Annotated in this window: 16 protein-coding genes and 1 tRNA gene; 13 read left to right on the forward strand and 4 right to left on the reverse strand. The window is 35.6% G+C overall.

The features are described from left to right. Positions 1–92 precede the first annotated feature (92 nt). Positions 93–165 (reverse strand) — tRNA-Gly (locus AABL85_RS07890). A 242-nt stretch (positions 166–407) separates the two neighbouring features. On the opposite strand from AABL85_RS07890, the gene AABL85_RS07895 reads away from it, so the two are divergent. The 5 genes from AABL85_RS07895 to AABL85_RS07915 all read left to right on the forward strand — a co-directional run bounded on the left by AABL85_RS07895 (position 408) and on the right by AABL85_RS07915 (position 7315). Beyond that, positions 408–881, forward strand: a complete 474-nt coding sequence (locus tag AABL85_RS07895; protein ID WP_341309724.1) for a transcriptional regulator — start codon at positions 408–410, stop codon at positions 879–881. A gap of 8 nt (positions 882–889) precedes the next feature. After that, a complete protein-coding gene (locus AABL85_RS07900) occupies positions 890–2044 on the forward strand; it encodes an efflux RND transporter periplasmic adaptor subunit (protein ID WP_341309725.1) in 1155 nt (384 codons plus the stop codon). A gap of 3 nt (positions 2045–2047) precedes the next feature. After that, positions 2048–5188, forward strand: coding sequence for an efflux RND transporter permease subunit (locus AABL85_RS07905; RefSeq protein WP_286414221.1), 3141 nt, complete (start codon positions 2048–2050; stop codon positions 5186–5188). A gap of 1 nt (position 5189) precedes the next feature. Continuing rightward, positions 5190–6611 carry an efflux transporter outer membrane subunit gene (locus tag AABL85_RS07910; RefSeq protein ID WP_341309726.1) on the forward strand — a complete coding sequence of 474 codons (1422 nt, stop codon included), beginning with the start codon at positions 5190–5192 and terminating at the stop codon, positions 6609–6611. A 74-nt stretch (positions 6612–6685) separates the two neighbouring features. Continuing rightward, entirely contained in the window at positions 6686–7315 is a 630-nt protein-coding gene (locus AABL85_RS07915) for a polysaccharide deacetylase family protein (protein ID WP_341309727.1), read from the forward strand. Here the strand turns inward: AABL85_RS07915 and AABL85_RS07920 are convergent. Both AABL85_RS07920 and AABL85_RS07925 read right to left on the reverse strand, forming a co-directional pair. Further along, positions 7310–7603 (reverse strand): thioredoxin family protein, encoded by a 294-nt coding sequence (locus AABL85_RS07920; RefSeq protein WP_006259726.1) that lies wholly within the window; start codon positions 7601–7603, stop codon positions 7310–7312. The two genes, AABL85_RS07915 and AABL85_RS07920, sit on opposite strands and share 6 nt — an antisense overlap. 68 nt (positions 7604–7671) lie before the next feature. Next, positions 7672–8913: a metallophosphoesterase gene (locus tag AABL85_RS07925; protein WP_341309728.1), complete on the reverse strand. Its 1242-nt coding sequence runs from the start codon at positions 8911–8913 to the stop codon at positions 7672–7674. Between the two features lie 183 nt (positions 8914–9096). On the opposite strand from AABL85_RS07925, the gene polA reads away from it, so the two are divergent. From polA to AABL85_RS07940, 3 genes are all read left to right on the forward strand, one after another. Then, positions 9097–11916 carry a DNA polymerase I gene (gene polA / locus AABL85_RS07930; RefSeq protein WP_341309729.1) on the forward strand — a complete coding sequence of 940 codons (2820 nt, stop codon included), beginning with the start codon at positions 9097–9099 and terminating at the stop codon, positions 11914–11916. Between the two features lie 101 nt (positions 11917–12017). Further along, positions 12018–14261 carry a TonB-dependent receptor gene (locus AABL85_RS07935; RefSeq protein WP_341309730.1) on the forward strand — a complete coding sequence of 748 codons (2244 nt, stop codon included), beginning with the start codon at positions 12018–12020 and terminating at the stop codon, positions 14259–14261. A 231-nt stretch (positions 14262–14492) separates the two neighbouring features. Further along, a complete protein-coding gene (locus AABL85_RS07940) occupies positions 14493–15056 on the forward strand; it encodes a 1-acyl-sn-glycerol-3-phosphate acyltransferase (protein WP_025124597.1) in 564 nt (187 codons plus the stop codon). 459 nt (positions 15057–15515) lie between these two features. Here AABL85_RS07940 and AABL85_RS07945 read toward each other — a convergent pair whose 3' ends face one another. Further along, entirely contained in the window at positions 15516–16001 is a 486-nt protein-coding gene (locus AABL85_RS07945) for an immunoglobulin-like domain-containing protein (protein WP_341309731.1), read from the reverse strand. 270 nt (positions 16002–16271) lie between these two features. Here AABL85_RS07945 and rplM point away from each other — a divergent pair, with 270 nt between their 5' ends. The 5 genes from rplM (at position 16272) to AABL85_RS07970 (ending at position 20329) form a co-directional block, all read left to right on the forward strand. Next, positions 16272–16727, forward strand: a complete 456-nt coding sequence (gene rplM / locus AABL85_RS07950) for a 50S ribosomal protein L13 (RefSeq protein ID WP_025124595.1) — start codon at positions 16272–16274, stop codon at positions 16725–16727. After that, positions 16727–17113: a 30S ribosomal protein S9 gene (gene rpsI, locus AABL85_RS07955; protein ID WP_286414211.1), complete on the forward strand. Its 387-nt coding sequence runs from the start codon at positions 16727–16729 to the stop codon at positions 17111–17113. The genes rplM and rpsI overlap by 1 nt, the downstream gene beginning before the upstream one ends. A gap of 141 nt (positions 17114–17254) precedes the next feature. Next, a complete protein-coding gene (gene rpsB, locus AABL85_RS07960; RefSeq protein WP_006259733.1) occupies positions 17255–17995 on the forward strand; it encodes a 30S ribosomal protein S2 in 741 nt (246 codons plus the stop codon). Between the two features lie 103 nt (positions 17996–18098). Next, on the forward strand, positions 18099–19064 hold the full coding sequence (gene tsf, locus AABL85_RS07965) for a translation elongation factor Ts (RefSeq protein WP_286414209.1): 966 nt from the start codon (positions 18099–18101) through the stop codon (positions 19062–19064). Between the two features lie 89 nt (positions 19065–19153). Further along, the gene (locus AABL85_RS07970) at positions 19154–20329 is read left to right on the forward strand and encodes a dicarboxylate/amino acid:cation symporter (RefSeq protein ID WP_341309732.1); all 1176 of its coding nucleotides are present in this window, start codon (positions 19154–19156) and stop codon (positions 20327–20329) included. The last annotated feature ends 43 nt before the right edge of the window (positions 20330–20372 follow it).

The raw sequence follows: 20372 nt of genomic DNA on the forward strand, positions 1-20372 counted from the left end.
AACTCGCGACAACCAGCTTGGAAGGCTGGAGCTCTACCAACTGAGCTACTTCCGCAGACGATGTTATTTTAAAACCTACATCAGGTTTATAGAGCGGAAGACGAGGCTCGAACTCGCGACAACCAGCTTGGAAGGCTGGAGCTCTACCAACTGAGCTACTTCCGCTTTTGTGGATGCAAATATAATGCTATTTTTAATTTTGACGCAAGCATTTTTGTTGATTTTTTTTAAATAATTATACAACTAAATGTTTTCTCTCATAATATCAAATAGATGCAAAAAATAATCCACTATAAAAAACACTTTATATAGACGCCATCTAAATAATTAAGAAACTTTTAAGTTTTGTTGGTTCGGTAAATACAAAACTAACCGTATATTTGCCTCTCTCAAAACATTAAAGTAAAATGCAATACGACCAAGATTTAGTAGACTTATTCCAAGATTGTTGCGCTCACCATGAACTGGTGCACCACTTCTCACCATTGACTGCACAGATTTATACATATATTATGTTTAATAACAACAGAGATGGCGTGACTTTTGATGAATTAGTTGAAAAATTAAATGCAAGTAAAAGCTCTGTTTCTACAAGTTTAAATTTACTAATATCAAATAATCAGATTGAACATTTCAACAAGATTGATGAAAGAAAGAGATACTTCAGACAGAATCCTAATTACATGACTCTTAGATTACAAATTATCAGAGATGTATTAGAACGCGAGCATGCATTATGTCTTAAAATGCGTAAATTCGTTGATGAAGGCATTTTAAAAACAGACAATTGCAATAATAAAGTAGAACTTTATATAGATCATTTAGCAAAAAGTAAAAATCATTTAGCAGATACAATAGAAAAATTAAAAAGTACAAATTAAGTAATTATATGAAACGTTATTTACAATCGATCACTTTCGCTGCAATCGCTATCACTGTAGCGTCATGCGGAAACAAAGATCAACAACAAGGGGGGCCTCAAGCATTACCTTACAAAGTAATCGAAGTACCTACTCAAAATGTAACAGGTTATAAAAACTACCCTACTACCATTCAAGGAAAAGTTGCTAGTAGCGTTCGTGCTAAAATAGCTGGGTACATTCAAGAAGTTTATGTAGACGAAGGTGCTATTGTTAGAAAAGGACAACCTCTATTTAGACTTGAGACTAACACTTTAAACGAAAGTGCTGATGCGGCTAAAGCAGCAATCAGAACAGCTGAAGCTCAAGTAAATGTTGCTCAAGTAAACGTTGACAAATTGGTACCTTTAGTAAACAAAGGAATTATCAGTAAAATCCAGTTAGAAACTGCTGAAGCTAACTTAGCGAGTGCAAAAAGCCAAGTAGCTAATGCTAAAGCACAACACAAAAGTATAGTTGCTAATATTGACTACGCTGTAGTTAAAAGCCCTATCGATGGTATTGTAGGTCAAATTAACTTCCGTGAAGGAGCGTTAGTTAGTCCAAGTGATCCTCAGCCATTAACTGTGGTATCTGATGACAGTGATGTATTTGCTTATTTCACTCTTAATGAAAAAGAATATTTCGACTTCTTAGAGAAAATAGAAGGAAAGTCTTTAAAAGAGAAATTAAGCCACTTACCTACTGTAAAATTACAGCTAGCTAATGGACAAATATATGAGCAAGCTGGAAAGATTGAAACTATCTCAGGACAGATTAATCCAACTACAGGAACTGTACAGTTAAGAGCTGCTTTTAACAACCCTAATAGATTATTATCGAATGGTAATAGTGGAACATTATTACTTCCTAATGAGTATACTAATGTATTAGTAGTTCCTGAATCAGCTACATTCGAACAACAAGGTCAGGTATATGTATATACTGTGGCAAACGATACAGCTAAGGCTACTAAGATCGAAGTAATCGATAGAATCAACAAGTTGGCAATCGTAAAAGAAGGTGTCAAAAAAGGTGAAAAAATTATCGGAACAGGATTAGGTACACTACGCAGTGGATCACCTATCACTCCAGTACCAGAGAAATTTGAAAAAATTAACGAAGACATCAAATCAACATTCTAAAGTATGTTAAAGACATTTATTGAAAGACCTGTATTATCTACAGTTATTTCTATACTTATAGTAATACTAGGGGTACTGGGTTTAACAGTACTTCCAGTGACGCAATATCCTGATATTGCACCTCCTACTGTACAGATTGCGGCTTCATATCCTGGAGCGAATGCTGAGACAGTAATGCAATCTGTAGTTATTCCTATCGAAGAACAGGTGAACGGGGTTGAAAACATGGACTATATTACCTCTACAGCATCGAATGATGGTAGTGCTAGTATACAAGTTGTATTCAAACAAGGTGTTGACCCAGATATTGCTGCGGTAAACGTACAAAACCGTGTGGCACGTGCTACACCACTTTTACCAGCAGAGGTAACACGTTCAGGGGTTACTACTCAGAAACAACAAACAAGTGCATTAATGTTCTTGTCTTTCTATTCGACAAGCCCTAACTACGATGCTATCTACATCCAAAACTACATGAATATTAACGTTATTCCTGTACTTAAACGTGTAAGTGGTGTTGGAGATGCAACGGCATTTGGTTCTCGTAACTATTCTATGCGTATTTGGATTGATCCAGCTAAGATGAAAGCTTATGGATTAGTTCCTTCTGATGTAGTAAGAGTACTAAATGAACAAAGTTTAGAGGCTGCGGCTGGTCAGTTAGGTGAAAATAATGCTGAGGCATTCCAATATGTTATTAAATATAGTGGTAAATATAAAACTCAAGACCAATACGAAAATATCGTAGTAAAGTCATTGGGTAATGGACAAGTTCTATACTTAAAAGATGTAGCTAAGATAGAATTAGGCGCAATGTCTTATGTAGGTAGTTCTGAGCAAGATGGTCACCCTGCAGTAGCGATGGCTATCTACCAAACACCAGGTTCTAACGCTCAAGAGATTATTCAGAACTTACATACTGAACTTGAGAATATGAAGACTACGTTCCCTGATGGTATTAACTATACAGTACTGATGGATACGAACGAATTCTTAGATGCATCTATTAGTAAAGTAATCAGTACACTTATAGAAGCATTCTTACTAGTATTCGTAGTAGTATATATCTTCTTACAGGATTTCCGTTCTACGTTAATTCCTTTGATCGCTGTACCAGTTGCTATTGTAGGTACATTCTTCTTCTTAAGTGTATTTGGGTTCTCTATTAACTTGTTAACACTGTTTGCTCTTGTACTGGCCATCGGTATTGTGGTGGATGATGCCATCGTAGTGGTAGAGGCCGTGCATGCGAAGATGGAAGAGACAGGCCAAGATGCTAAAGAAGCGAGTTTAAACACCATGAGTGAAATCTCAGGTGCTATTATCTCGATTACATTGGTAATGTCTGCTGTATTTATACCTGTAACCTTTATTCCAGGTCCTACGGGAGTATTCTATAAGCAGTTTGGTATTACACTTATTGTTGCGATCTTAATCTCAGCTGTTAACGCCTTGACATTGAGTCCAGCATTATGTGCTTTATTTTTAAGACAACATGATCACCACGAAGGAAAGAAAAGAAACTTTGTTCAACGCTTCTTTGATGCATTCAACGTTGCTTTCAACAAATTAACTCACAAATATGGTAACTCATTTAAGTTCTTATTAAAACATAAATGGACTACGTTTGTAATCTTACTTGCGTGTTTAGGTATCACATATTATGCTGCTAAAACAATGCCTAGTGGATTCGTACCTAACGAAGACCGTGGATTCATCATGGGTAATATCGAATTACCTGCAGGTGCTTCTCAAGACCGTGTAACGAGTTTACAACAACAGTTCTCTAAAGTAGTACAGCAAATCCCAGGAGTAGAAGGAGTAACTATCGTATCAGGGTTCTCGTTCATCAACGGACAAGGTTCTAACTACGGTATGGCGATGATTAAGCTAGATGACTTTAAAGATAGAACTACACCAGAGTTAGCTACTGACGCTATTATTGGTCAACTGTTTGGTATCGCTGCTACACAGTTCCAAGATGCTAGAATGATCTTCTTCCAACCACCAAGTATACCAGGTTTCGGTATGTCTTCAGGTTTTGAGATGAAATTATTAGACAAAACAGGAGGTGCACTTACTGACTTTGATCAAAAGTCAAAAGAGTACTTAGGAGCATTAATGCAACGTCCTGAAATCTTATATGCTCAGTCATCATTCAATACGAACTATGCTCAATATGAATTAGATCTTAATATTCCTCGTGCAAAAGAATCAGGAGTATTAGTAAGTGATATTTTCTCTGCTCTTCAAGGGTATATTGGAGGAATCTATGCAGCTGACTTTACACGTTTTGGTAAACAATACCGTGTAATGGTACAGTCTTTACCTGAGTACAGATCAGATAAGAATAGTTTAAACGAGATCTATGTAAGAACTGCTTCAGGAGAAATGACACCAGTAACTCAATTCGTTGATTTGAAAAAAGTATATGGTCCACAGTCAGTGAACCGTTACAACTTATTTACATCTTCGAATATTACAGGAGCTCCTAAGCCAGGTTATAGTTCTGGGGACGCTATTAAAGCGGTTCAAGAAGTAGCTGCACAAACATTAAGTACAGATTACGGAATTGACTTTACAGGTCTATCTCGTGAAGAGATTAGCTCTGGTAACCAAACTGTAATGATCTTTGCTTTATGTATTATTTTCGTTTACTTCTTATTATCTGCTCAGTATGAAAGTTACTTATTACCATTAGCTGTAATCTTATCATTACCTACTGGTATCATGGGAGCATTCATCGCACAGAAATATGCAGGATTAGAAAACAACATCTACTTCCAGATTGCACTAGTCATGCTGGTCGGGCTTCTTGCTAAGAATGCTATTCTTATTGTGGAGTTCGCTTTACAGAGACGTCAACATGGAGAGTCGATAGCAGAATCTGCAATCAACGGTGCTAAAGCTCGTCTAAGACCGATCTTAATGACCTCTTTTGCCTTCATTTTAGGTATGATGCCATTAGTATTCGCTAAAGGTGTTGGAGATGTAGGTAACAGATCTATCGGTACTGGTGCAGCATTTGGTCTATTGATTGGTACTATACTTGGAGTATTCGTAATCCCAGTACTATATGCTATCTTCCAGTACATACAAGAAAAAATTAAACCGATTAAATTCGTAGAGCACAAGTCAGAATAATATGAAAAAACAAACTTTATATAGAGCTTTACCTATTGCTGTTTTAGCTGTTACTATGCAGTCTTGTATCGTATCTAAAAATTACGAAAGACCTGAAGTAACTAACGAAGCGCAATTCCGTACTGATAACATATCTCAAGATACTCTTTCTATGGCAAATATGTCATGGAAAGAGCTATTCTCTGATCAAACGCTTATTCAATATATTGAACACGGATTAGAGAACAACTTAGATATTAGAATCGCATTAGAGAATATCAATGCTGCTCATGCTTATATGCAACAAGGTAAATGGGGATACGCTCCTACATTAAACCTAGGTGCAAACTATACTCACACTATCATGTCTAAAAACACACAGATGGGACGCATGATGGCTGCTAACGGATCTAATGACCGTATAAAAACAGATCAATATGACATAACAGGGCAGTTCTCTTGGGAACTAGATGTATGGGGTAAAATCAGAAGCGATAAAAGAGCTGCAGGTGCTAGCTACTTACAAACTCTTTCTGCTCACCAAGCTGTAAAAACTCAGTTAATCTCTAGTATCGCTACAACGTATTTTCAACTAGTAGCTTTAGATGAACAAAAACGTGTGACAGAACAGACTATCGTTAACAGAACTAACAGTTTAGAAACGATTGAAGCTTTAAAAGAATCTGGACAAGTGAATGAAGTTGCAGTTAAACAAACTCAAGCACAGTTGTTCAATGCTAAAGCTCTTTTAGTTGATCTTGAAAACAATATCAAATTAACAGAGAACGCTTTTAGTATTCTTTTAGGAAACAACCCTGGAACTATCACTAGAGGAGAACTTAAGAATCAAAAACTTAATGCAGATCTTTCTGTAGGTGTTCCTCTTCAACTATTGAGTAACAGACCTGATGTAAGAGCTGCTGAATATGGGTTAATTAATGCTTTTGAAATGACTAATGTTTCTAGAGCTAATTTCTACCCAGCTTTCAGACTTACAGCTAACGGTGGATTACAAAGTATGGATTTTGATAACTTATTCAACACAAGTTCTCTATTTGCAAACTTCATCGGTGGTTTAACTCAACCTTTATTAAATGGTAGAAAAGTTAGAACAGCACATGAAGTAGCTAAAGCAAAACAAGAATCTGCATATTTAAGTTATAAACTATCCATTCTTAATGCGTCAAAAGAAGTTTCTGATGCATTATATACTTACCACAGTTCTTCAGATAAGTTAAAACTTAAAAAGCAAGAATACGAAGCATATAACCTAGCTACTGAATACTCAGAAGAGTTATTAGTACAAGGTATGGCTAACTACCTAGATGTATTAACAGCTAGAGAAAGTGCACTTGCTGCAGAATTAAGTTACATTAATACAGAATTAGCACAACTTACCTCTATCGTACAGCTTTATAGAGCTGTTGGAGGTGGTATAAAATAATTTTATAGTTAATTGTTATTCATTAAAAGAGAGTAGTTATTTAGTTAACTACTCTTTTTTTATACATTTGACTTATGAATATATCTAAGCTACTTCTGCCACTTCTTTTTCCAAAATACACTTGGAGAAGACCAGTTAATCAAAAGCGTATTTACTTAACTTTTGACGATGGTCCTATACCCGAAGTCACAGAATGGGTATTAGATATACTGAAGCAGTATCAGGTAAAAGCTACATTCTTCTGCATAGGTGATAATGTGAGAAAACACCCTACTATATTCCATAGAATCTTACAAGAAGGCCATCAGGTAGGAAATCATACTTTTAATCACTTAAATGGATGGAAAAACACAAATGAAGTATATCTGAATAACTTCTGCTTATCAACGGAAGAAATGTCTAAACACACTAGCTTTGAGAACAGAACACGACTATTCAGACCACCTTATGGTAAAATAAAGAAGCAACAAGCTAAACAGATAATATCAGAAGGATATGAGATCATCATGTGGTCACATCTTACCAAAGATTATGATAAGAAAACCTCTCCTGAAGAATGTTATAAAAGAGCCATAGAGAATATGGCTCCTGGAAGTATTATTGTATTTCATGATAGTATCAAAGCCAGCCATAATTTATACTATGCCTTACCTAAGACTATCGACTACTTATTATCTAAAGGGTATACCTTCTCTACGTTATAGCGTCTTGGTAACATTGATAAGAGAGTTTGCATCCATAACACCACTTTGGCGCCAGATCATACTACCTCTTTTATACAGCATCATAGTAGGTACTTGCTTTATTCTTAAAGCCTCTACTAATTCACCATTTTTCTCAACATCTATTTTTACTATACGCAACCTATCCCCCATGGCTGCAGCCACATCGATTAAGACAGGATTCATAGTAGTACATGCTTCGTTCCACTGTGCATAAAAGTGGATTAAAACAGGAACATCTGCTGTTACTAACTCTCCGAATTTTGACATATAATATAAATTAACTTTACTATAAACTTCTTTTAATATACAAAAATATTACTTTTTAGCAATATTCTTTACTTTTTTCGCCTTAATTCTATCACTGTGATTTCTGGCCAGATACCCGTACGCCCTTGATAAGCATGATATCCAAACCCTCTATTTACATAAATATATTTCCCCATCTTCTCATAAAGCCCTGCCCACTGCTTATACACGTACTGTATAGGGCTCCATTTTATAAATTCAGGTATCTCTATACCGAATTGACTACCATGTGTATGACCTGCTAGAGTCAACTGAAAATTCTTTTTGTGTTCTAATATTTTAGCTTCCCAGTGTGATGGATCATGACTCATTAAGATCTTAAAGTCTTTAGAACTCACTCCTTCTGTAGACTTATCTAAATCTCCTAGTTTCTGAAAGTGTCCGCGTACTCCCCAGTTCTCTACTCCTACTACCGCTATGCGCTGACCATCTTTCTCAAACCACACATGCTCATTTCTCAATAACCTAAATCCAAGCTTTGGACTGATATCACAGATATCCTTAAAGTTCTTTTGTCTCTCTTCCTCTGTGTCCCAGTGTGCATAGTCTCCATAATCATGATTTCCTAATATAGAGTATTTACCATATTTATAATGGCGTATCTTATTAAACACATCATACCACGGAAGCATTTCATCTGCTAAGCTATTCACTAAGTCCCCGGTAAATAAAAGTGCATCTGATTCTTGACTATTAATCAACTCTACTGCGTATCTAATCTTCTCTTCATTGTCAAAACTTCCACTGTGTATATCTGAAATATGCGTAAACTTAAAACCATCAAATGCCTCAGGCAAATCTTCAAATTCTATAATACTCTTTCTAACTTCAAATTTATATCTCCCTATCGTGATACCGTGTAGCACAGAGATAAAAGGAATAGACGCTATCCCAAAAGCAAGATGAGATACAAACTTTCTTCGCCCTGGCACGAAAGATTCTTTATCTTCTTTCTTGATCTTAATTCCTTTACTATAATTCCAAATACCTCTACCTATTCTTACTACATCCTCAGTAATTAGTAATATGGTAATAATCGCTTTAGGCAAATAGAATAAGATAACTAAAGCCCCTGCCACTAATGACTGATGATTCCTAGCGTGATTGCGATCAAACTGTGAAAAACCGTATATAATATACATAATACCTAATAAAGATACTACTATATAACCCCATCTCATTAGTTTATTTTTCGTCACCTGACGAACGGCCTGGAAACAATAAAACTCTATTATAATAAATACTAACAGTAATACTATAAATCTCCCCATTTCAATAATCTATAAATAACAAATTTAATTTTTTCCAAATGCTTTCAAAGTATCTTTAACAATATTTAATGATATTTATCAAACATCTAAATCACAAAACTTTGGTTCTCTCCTAAGTCCTACTACAAATTCATTATCTTTGAACTTATAAATAATTACCCTTAATAAAAAACCACATTATAGATGGCTAATAAAAATCGTCTTTTCTTACTAGATGCTTATGCTTTAATATTTAGAGGATACTACGCATTTATAAAAAATCCTAGAATTAACTCTAAAGGTCTTGATACCTCTGCTATTCTAGGGTTTATGAACTCACTAATAGACGTTATAAAAAGAGAATCTCCTGATCACCTAGCTGTTGCTTTTGACAGAGGTGGTAGTGATTTAAGACTAGATTTATTTCCAGAATACAAGGCTAATAGAGATGAGACTCCTGAAGCCATCAAAATAGCTGTTCCGTATATTAAGCAAATCTTAGAAGCCATGCATATCCCTATCGTAGAAGTTAGCGGATTCGAAGCTGATGACCTTATCGGAACATTGTCTAAACAAGCAGAGAAAGAAGGCTTCGAAGTATATATGGTGACTCCAGATAAAGATTATGCTCAGTTAGTATCTGAGAATATCTTTATGTATAGACCAGCTCGTATGGGGAATGGTATCGAAATATGGGGAGTAGACCAAGTAAAAGAGAAATTCGAAGTAGACTATCCAGAACAAGTGATAGACTTCTTAGGAATGATGGGAGATGCTGTAGATAATATCCCTGGACTACCTGGTGTAGGAGAAAAAACAGCGAAGAAATTCATCAAGCAATACGGTTCTATGGAAAACCTATTAGCCAATACACATGAGCTAAAAGGTAAAATGAAAGAGAATATAGAAGCGAATAAAGAGAAAGGATTACTTTCTAAAAAACTGGCTACTATCATCCTAGACTGCCCTGTACAATTCAATGAAAAAGACTATGTACTAGAATGTCCTGATATAGAGAAATCAGAAGCGTTGTTTATTGAATTGGAGTTTAGAAGAATGAAAGAACAGTTCGATAAACTATTCAACAAAGGAAAAGAGGCTATCCCTACCCCAGCAGCTACTGCTACAACTAACAGTGGAGCTGATGAGCAATTCTCTCTTTTTGGAGATGATTCGAGTAATACCTCTTCTTCTACTGAAGCTTATTTTGGTAATCTAAATACAACTAATCACGTATACCAACTGTGTAATAGCGGTATGGCTATCCGTTTATTAATCCAAAATTTACTAAACCAAAAGTCAGTCTGCTTTGACACAGAGACTACAGGTTTAGACCCCTTTACAGCAGAGCTAGTAGGTATTGCTTTCTCTTTTGAGAAAGGGACAGCATTCTACGTACCTTTCCCAGAGAACCAAGACGAAGCAAAGGCTCTTGCCCAGCAATTCGCTCCTTTCTTTGAATCTGAAAGTATTGAAAAAATAGGACAAAACCTTAAATACGACATCAAGATTCTAAAACAATATGACATTGTAGTAAAAGGTCCTCTGTTTGACACGATGATTGCACATTATTTAATTAATCCTGATATGCGCCATAATATGGACGTATTAGCAGAGACTTATCTTAAATATACACCGCAACCTATCGAAGAACTAATCGGTAAAAAAGGAAAGAATCAAAAGACTATGCGTGACATAGAAGCCGAATTAGTCAAAGAATACGCAGGAGAAGATGCAGATATTACTTATCAACTAAAAGAGGCTTTCGCTCCTCAATTAGTAGCTACACATACACAAGAGTTATTTGACAATATCGAAATACCTCTAGTTAATGTGTTAGCAGATATGGAAACAGAAGGTATACGCTTAGATACTGAATATCTAAAATCCTTATCTGATACCTTATCTACTGACATTAAGCTACTAGAACAACGTATATTCTTAGAGGCTGGAGAAGAATTTAACTTGGCGTCTCCAAAACAATTAGGCGATATCCTATTTGAAAAACTTCAAATAGGAGGTGCTAAACCTAAGAAAACAAAAACAGGCCAATACGCTACTGGAGAAGAAATATTAAGTGATTTAGCGCCTAAACACGAGATAGTACGAGACATATTAGAATGGAGACAGTTAGTAAAACTACAAAATACTTATGTAGATGCACTACCTGACCAAGTGAATATAAAAACGAATAGAGTACACACAGAATATATGCAAGCTGTAGCTGCTACAGGTCGTCTTAGTTCTAACAACCCTAACTTACAGAATATTCCTATTCGTACAGAGAGAGGTCGTCAGGTAAGAAAAGCCTTTGTAGCACGTGATGAGAACTACGTACTACTAGCAGCCGATTACTCTCAGATAGAACTGCGCATTATAGCAGCACTAAGTCAAGAGCCTAATATGCTAGAATCGTTCCAACGTGGAGAGGATATTCACCGTTCTACTGCCGCTAAGGTATTCAATGTACCTTTAGAAGAAGTAACTAAAGAACAACGTAGTCATGCCAAGACTGTTAACTTCGGTATTATCTATGGAGTATCTGCTTTCGGACTAAGTAATCAAACTAATCTATCTCGCGCAGAGAGCAAGGAGCTAATCGATGCTTACTATGCTACCTATCCTAAACTGAAGAGTTATATCGCTACTCAGATAGATTTCGCTCGTGAGCATGGATATGTACAGACTATCTTAGGTCGTAGAAGATATCTAAAAGATATTCACTCTCATAATGCTGTCGTGAAAGGTGCAGCTGAACGTAATGCTGTCAATGCTCCTATACAAGGTAGTGCGGCAGACATTATAAAGATAGCGATGATCAATATCAACAAGAAGTTGACTGCTGAGAATTGGAAATCTAAGATGCTACTACAAGTACACGATGAGCTTGTCTTTGATGCTCATAAAGAAGAACTTGAAGCACTGAAGACTATGGTCAAATCTGAAATGGAAAACGCTTATAAACTAGATGTACCACTAATAGTAGATCTAGGTACTGGTGATAACTGGCTAGAAGCACATTAATCAAATATTTTATTACATAAAAGCTATTCATTCTTTTGAATAGCTTTTTTATTTAGACTTATTCTTTATTACTTTTGCGATAACATTATAAATTCAATCTTATGGGCGCTAAAAGTATTCTATTTATTTCCTTATTAGCTTGTGCAACTACTTACGCACAAGACTTAAACACTACAAGGGAGGTCACAACCCCACTTGATACAATCAGTAGTTCGCTAGAAGACATTGTCATCGTCGCTAATAGAAAACCCACTAAGATATCTGATATACCAGGCACTGTATGGGTTATCCAACCACAACAAATTCAACAGCAATATAAAAATGGAGTCCCGTTAAAAGAGATGCTAGCCATACTCGTTCCAGGATTAGACATTGGCAGTCAAGGTCGTTCTAATTATGGACAGAATATGAGAGGTAGATCTATGCTGGTAATGATAGATGGGGTATCTCTGAATAGCTTAAGAAGCATAAGCAGACAGTTAGACGCCATTGACCCTTTTAATATAGCGAAGATCGAAGTGCTTTCAGGAGCAAGTTCTATTTACGGAGGTAATGCTACTGGAGGGATTGTCAATATCATCACAAAACAGGCTCAACAACATGGTTGGACAGGAGACTCTGAAATCTCTGCTCGTAGTGGATTAGCAGGAGCTAAGGATAGAGACTTAAGAATAGCGCAATCGATTAACTATAAAAATGATAAACTTTCGACTCGCATTTCTGCTGCACTTCAAGATAACGGTGCTACTTATGATGCCAATAGAGATCAAATTATGGCAGACATTGCCCAAACTGATTTACAGTACAATAGATCACTAGATCTAATGGCTACAGGTACCTATAGCATTAATGATCATCATCAGATTACAGCCTTAGTACAGTACTATAACTCTAACTTTCAAGGAGAGACAAGTGCATATTTAGGAGATAATCTAGGCGCTTTTACCAACGCTGACCAAAGTCAAATAGGTATGCGCAAAGGTTTTTACACTGATCACAAACCTGGTACAGAACGCTTCATGACTTCTGTCAGTTACAATGGCAACAATATATTAGGAGGCCAAGATCTATATATCCAAGTCGCTCATAGATCAGAGAACCTTACCTTTTACCCTTTTCCTGGAACTATAAACCTGCCTAACGAAAAAAGAACATATATGTCTGCTTCACAGCAAAATACCAAATACACAGGTATCAAAGCTGTCTTAACTAAAGATCTTAACTTCTTAAAATTCACCTATGGGGTTGATTTTGACTTTGAGAAATTCGAAGGTAAACAAAATGTATTTAATCACGCTAAATCCTTAGAAAGTGGCGGACTAATAAACAAAACAGACTTCACCATCTCTAGATACCCAACGAACAACTCATTCAGCGTTGCAGGTTATGCTCAAGCCATATATAACATTACTAATCAGCTACAATTATCAGGAGGAATCAGATTCCAAAATATAAATATCAAAGTAGACGATATCATCGGTTCTGTACAGAATACACAAGTACATATGGGCTATGGCAAATCAGCTGATATAATACCTGGTGGCAAAAGTTCATATAATATGACCACAACTAATTTTGGGATATTGTATAAGCCTACAACTAATCAACAGATATGGGCTACTTTCTCACAAGGAGTTAGCTTAGCTGATCCAGCTAAATATTATGGTTACGGAAACTACAAGCTCAATGAAGCAACACAGAACTGGGATTTACAATCTAGCCTTAATGTAAAAGATCAACCCCTAAATGGATTAAAAACAAACCAGTTCGAATTGGGATATCGCTTTAAAACTGACAATGGTTTTAAAGGACAGATATCAGGTTTTATAAGCCAATCAGATAAAAACCTAGCTGTAGACAGAAAGACCTTTCAAGTTCTGCTATTAGACCAGAAATTAAGAAATATGGGAATTGAAGCCGAATTGTCTTATACCAACAATGGATTTTATATAGGAGCCAACACCTTAATCATCACTTCTGAAGTAAAACAAGATGATGACTGGACTAAACAAGACATCACTACAGCTAGCCCATCTAAGCTAGTTGGCTACACAGGTTATACTTATAACAATTGGTCATTCAGATTGCAAAGTACACAAAGCCTAAAATTAACTGATGAAGCAAATAATACGATAAAGGCATACAATACCTCAGATTTAATGGTGGGGTATAGATTGCCTATCGGACATTTAAACTTAGGGATCCAAAACTTATTTAATACAGATTATCAAAGCATTTGGAGTAAAAGGTCACAAACGTTATACTCTGTTTACAACCTACCTGCTTTATTTGATTATAATGGTAGAGGCAGAACATTCACTCTTACATATTCATACTCATTTTAGAATACCTAATGGTCATATAGATTTATATGGCCATTTTTTATACTATAATTAAATGTATAGCTATCAGTCTATGCTGTGAAGCTGATGACAGCACTAATTAGTTATCATCAAAAGATAATCGCAAAACCAAAAAATATACTAAAAATCACACTTATTTCTTAAAAAACACAACCTATATAATACGTAATTGATTTATTCTATCTTTGTCAATATTTCTAAATAAACAACAAGATGAAAAAGTTACTAGGCAAAATAATGTTAGGAATCACGGGATGGAAGTACGCTCCTAATAACTTTGACCCAAAAAAAGAAAGGAAGACTGTGCTAATCTGTGTTCCTCATACTTCTAACTGGGACTTCTACTACGCGTTAGCCTGCTTCTGGATTATGGGAGTACCTATACGCATGTTTATAAAAGATTATTATACTAAGGCTTGGTTTGGCTTCTTCTTTAAAGCACTTGGCTGCATCGGTGTAGATAGAACCAAAAGACAAAATCTAGTAGAATACGCAGTTAATGTCATTAACACTACTGATGACATCGCTATCATTAACACACCAGAAGGCACACGTGGTTATTCTGATCAATGGAAACAAGGATTTTACCACATTGCCAAATCTGCAAATGTGCCTATCGTATTAGGATATGCAGATTATAAAAAGAAAGAATGTGGTATCATTAAACTTGTTCACGTTGAAGATAAAACATTCGAACAAGTACTAGACGAAATCGCCCCTCACTATAATGCAGAGATGGCAAAGTATCCTGAGAACTACAATTCCAAATTATACTAAACAATATTAAAGCTAGAACAGAGTCCTAAAAGAGCATTCTAAAACTTTTAGACATCTCTCCTCTTCTATCACTCTGCTATCACTTCGATAGCAAACAGACTCGACATACGACCTTATTATTTCAACATTAAATCCGTATTAACTCCGTTATTCTAATTGATATATCGGAGTCAATACGGATTCATAACGGACTCACAACAACCTAAAGCGCACTCCTACTCTAACAACAGTAAGAGGTAACTGAAGCAAAATCACTAATCAAACAAATCTAATATCTACTGCGCTAGGTTATAAATCTACCTTGATAACTTACTCCTATTATTTAGTATAAAGACAACCATCTAATAGGTTTATCGTTAGACTAAAATACATAATTCAAATAAGTCACTCTATCACAGAAACACACTTCTCTTATAAAAAACAAATATATTTTTATACTGATAGAACTTCCTATTAACTCTACATAATCACAAACTCTACCTCCTTACTAAAGCTGCCATTATCAGTGGCTAGTTGTTTTACAATCTTATAAGTCCCTTTATCATATTTTAGTTCTTTAGTAAACAAATCTATATCAAAACCGACTCCTTCGTCAGGTCCTATAGGATGAATCATTCTATCAAAACCAATCCCTTCCATATCCATCGCTTCCCAAGACTCTCCTTTTAGAACGTAGATAGAATAGTCAGAGCCAGTACTCACTTCTACCAATGATTGATTCGTTATGGTGAGGTGAACTGTTTTAGGCACATTAGCATAAGCCACTCGTTCTAATGTTAATGCTACTTCATTACTGATACTATCTAAAGACTCTTTCGCCTTAGGAACTTCGGTAATGACTTCATCGATTATCTCTTCTTGTACTATGAGCTCTTTCTTTTGCGGGCACCCAGCCATGATCAAAGCTAATGCAGCCATTAGAGGTATTGTGATCTTTTTGTTCATCCCTTTTATTTTTAAGCACTAAATTACTCAAAACAAACGATTTATAATTAAACAAATCAATGAATTTAGGTTTATAAACAAGTTGCAAAAATTACGGTCTTAAATCAGGTATTGGATATCGTAATGAGAGGAGCGATACAATTGTTAGTCAAACAATTGAGCGCCAATATTTTCTAAAAAAGGGAATAGAAATTTGTAAAGTACAGAAATAATTGTACTTTTGCACTCCCTTAATTGGGAATGGAATGTTTAATTAAATACAAATTTATTGTGGAAAGTTTAAGCTACAAGACAGTATCGGCTAACAAAGCAACTGCTCAAAAAGAGTGGTTAATTGTTGACGCTGAAGGTCAAAATTTGGGACGTCTTGCTTCTAAAGTTGCAGTACTTTTAAGAGGTAAGCACAAAACAAATTACACACCGCACGTAGACTGTGGAGACAACGTAATCGTTATCAACGCAGAGAAAATCAACCTAACAGGTAACAAATTAGATGACAAGACTTACATCCGTCACACAGGTTACCCAGGAGGACAAAGATCATTAACTGCTAAAGTAATGCAACAAAAAAACCCTGCATTATTAATCGAGAAAGCAGTAAAAGGAATGTTGCCTAAAAACAAATTAGGAGCACAATTATTCCGTAATTTAAATGTTAATGTAGGTTCTGAGCACAAACATGAAGCTCAACAACCTAAGGCCGTTAATTTAAACGAAATTAAGTAATGGGAGTTATTCACAAAATCGGTAGAAGAAAAACCGCTGTTGCTCGTGTTTACGTTTCAGAAGGAACAGGAAACATCACAGTTAACAAAAAAGATTTTAAAACTTATTTCCCAACTGGTACATTACAGTACAAAGTATTACAGCCTCTTACAATGACTGAGAACGCTGAGAACTTTGACGTAAAAGTAAATGTATACGGTGGAGGAACAACAGGTCAAGCTGAAGCAGTGCGTATGGCTATCGCTAGAGCAATGTGTGAACTTGATGTTGAGAACAGAGCAGTTCTTAAACCAGAAGGATTATTGACTCGTGACCCTCGTATGGTAGAGCGTAAGAAATTCGGTCAGAAGAAAGCTCGTAAGAGATTCCAATTCTCTAAACGTTAATATTTATTTATTATTAAAAATCTGGGTTTTTGTTGCCCCACTTACAACATGCTGTAAGAGGTAGTTTAGCATCTAAATAATTGAGACCAATTTATTGCTACTCGATTATTGCTAAAGTAACAGAACGTAAACTATTAGAAAATGGCAAACAAAGTAGAAGTAAAAGATTTACTAGAAGCAGGTGTTCATTTCGGACACATGACTAGAAAATGGGATCCAAACATGGCTCCTTATATCTATATGGAGCGTAATGGTATTCACATTATCAATCTATATAAAACTGCAGCTAAAATAGAAGAAGCTAATGAAGCTTTGAAAAAAATCGCTGCATCAGGAAGAAAAATCCTTTTCGTTGCAACTAAAAAGCAAGCGAAAGACATCGTAGCTGAAAAAGCAGCTGCTGCTAACATGCCTTACATCACTGAAAGATGGCCAGGTGGTATGTTAACAAACTTCGTTACTATCCGTAAAGCTGTTAAAAAAATGGCTTCAATCGATAGAATGAAAAAAGACGGTACATTTATGACTCTTTCTAAGAAAGAGCGTTTACAAGTTGAACGTCTTCGTGCAAAATTAGAGAAAAACTTAGGTTCTATTGCTGACATGACTCGTCTACCAGCAGCTCTATTTGTTGTAGATATTAAAGCTGAACACATTGCGATAAAAGAAGCTCAAAAATTAAACATTCCGATCTTCGCTATGGTTGATACAAACTCTGACCCACGTCAAGTAGATTTTGTTATTCCAGCAAACGATGATGCTTCTAAATCAATCGATAAAATTTTATCATTAGTGACTTCTGCTATTATCGAAGGTAATGCAGAAAGAAAGTCTGAAAAAGAAGAGGCTACTAAAGTAGAAGCTCCTGCTGCTAAGGCATAATTTTTTAACAATATCATAAAGTCGTTATGCTGATAGATGTCTACCTTTGTATACAACTGTCCATAACGACTTTTTTTTATTAACTCATTAATACTCTTTTAAAATGGCAAATATTACTGCTGCAGAAGTAAACAAACTAAGACAACAAACAGGTGCCGGAATGATGGACTGTAAAAAAGCTTTAGTTGAGGCTGAAGGAGATTTCGATAAAGCTATCGAAGTTCTACGTAAAAAAGGACAAAAAGTTGCTGCTAACCGTTCTGACCGTGAGTCAAGCGAGGGGGCTGCTGTAGCTTTAGTTAATGCAGACAAAACTAGAGGTGTTGTTATCACATTAAACTGTGAGACTGACTTCGTAGGTAAAAACGAAGGATTCCAAGCTTTAGCAAAAGAATTAGCTGAAAAAGCAATCAACTTCAATACAAAAGAAGAATTCTTAGCTTCTCCATTTGATGCTACAATGACTGTTGCTGAAAAATGTGTTGAGCAAACTGGAGTTATCGGTGAGAAAATCGAGATCGGTTCTTTCGAAATATTAGAAGGTGCTTTCATTGGTTCTTACGTTCACGGAAACAAAATCGCTGCTATCACTGCTTTATCTGAAGCTGTTGCTAAAGCTGACGAGATTGCTAAAGACGTATCTATGCAAGTTGCTTCAATGGGTGCTGAAACATTATCTTACAAAGATTTTGACCCAGAATTCGTTGCTAAAGAAACTGAGGCTCGTATCGCAGTTATCGTAAAAGAAAACGAAGAATTAGTACGTTTAGGAAAAACTCTTAAAAATGTACCTCAATATATTTCTTACGCTCAACTTACTGAAGAAGTATTAAAACAAGCGGAAGAAGATGCTAAAGCTGAATTAAAAGCTGAAGGTAAACCAGAAAACATTTGGGATAGAATCTTACCAGGTAAAATCCAACGTTTCATCAGTGACAACACTACTTTAGACCAAGAGAAAGCTTTATTAGACCAAAACTTTATTAAAGATGAGTCTAAAAAAGTTTCTGATTATGTAAAAGGTTTCAACGTAGAAATCACTGGATTCAAAAGAGCTTCTTTAGGTTAATCAATAACCTTTTAGCAATATTTATAAAAGCCTCAGTTAATTCTGAGGCTTTTTTTTATTACTTTTACCCGACACAACTAATTTTTGTTATGAAATTATTAAAAAACAATCTGTTAATACAGATCATTATTGCTATCACTCTTGGTAGCGTGTTAGGTAACTATCTACCAGAGTCAATAGGTAGAATATTCAGTACTTTTAATAGTATATTCGGTGGCTTTCTAGGCTTTTCTATCCCACTTATCATTTTAGGACTAATCGTTCCGGCAATTGGTAATATTGGTAAGAATGCTGGTAAGTTACTTATCATTACCACAGCTATTGCTTATGGTTCTACCCTATTTGCTGGGTTTATTTCTTATGGAGTAAGTATCACTACTTTCCCTAATATATTGGCTACGGAACAATTGGGTAATGTTACAGAATCTACTAAAAGCCTAGAACCATATTTTAATATTGCTATGCCTGCGATGTTTGATGTCATGAGTGCATTAATCATATCATTTATATTAGGGATAGGAATCTCTAAAGGCAATTTTAAATACTTAGAGGGTGTTTTTAACGACTTTCAGAGTATTATCATGTCATTGATCAATAAGGCTATTATTCCTTTCTTACCGCTTTTTATTTTCGGTATATTCTTGAATATGACTTATAACGGACAAGTATTCATAGTACTAGATACCTTTATAAAAATTATCGGAGTTATCTTCATCTTACATATCTTCGTATTAGTATTCCAATACGTAATAGCAGGTACAGTAAGTAAGCAAAACCCCTTTAAACTAATGAAAAATATGCTACCTGCTTATTTCACAGCTTTAGGAACACAATCTTCTGCAGCTACCATACCGGTAACGTTAGAACAAACATTAAAGAATAATGTAGATCCTAAAATAGCTGGATTTGCAATACCTTTGTGTGCGACAATACACTTAGCAGGAAGTACATTAAAAATTGTAGCGTGTGCTGTTGCATTAATGTTAGTACAAGGACAAGCTGTAGACTTTACGCTAATGGTTGGTTTTATCTGTATGTTAGGAGTAGCGATGGTAGCAGCACCTGGTGTACCAGGAGGGGCTATTATGGCATCTTTAGGAGTACTAAGCTCTATCTTAGGATTTGATACAGAACAACAGAGTTTAATGATAGCCCTTTACATCGCTATGGACAGTTTCGGTACAGCGTGTAATGTGATGGGTGATGGAGCTATTGCTATCATAGTAAATAGAATATCTAAAAACACAGCTATAACAGAAGCATAATGTTCTAGCGAATTAATAATTATGTACGAAAAAACATATCCGA

This window comes from Myroides odoratimimus, assembly GCF_038039805.1.
Classification (GTDB): Bacteria; Bacteroidota; Bacteroidia; order Flavobacteriales; family Flavobacteriaceae; genus Flavobacterium; species Flavobacterium odoratimimum_B.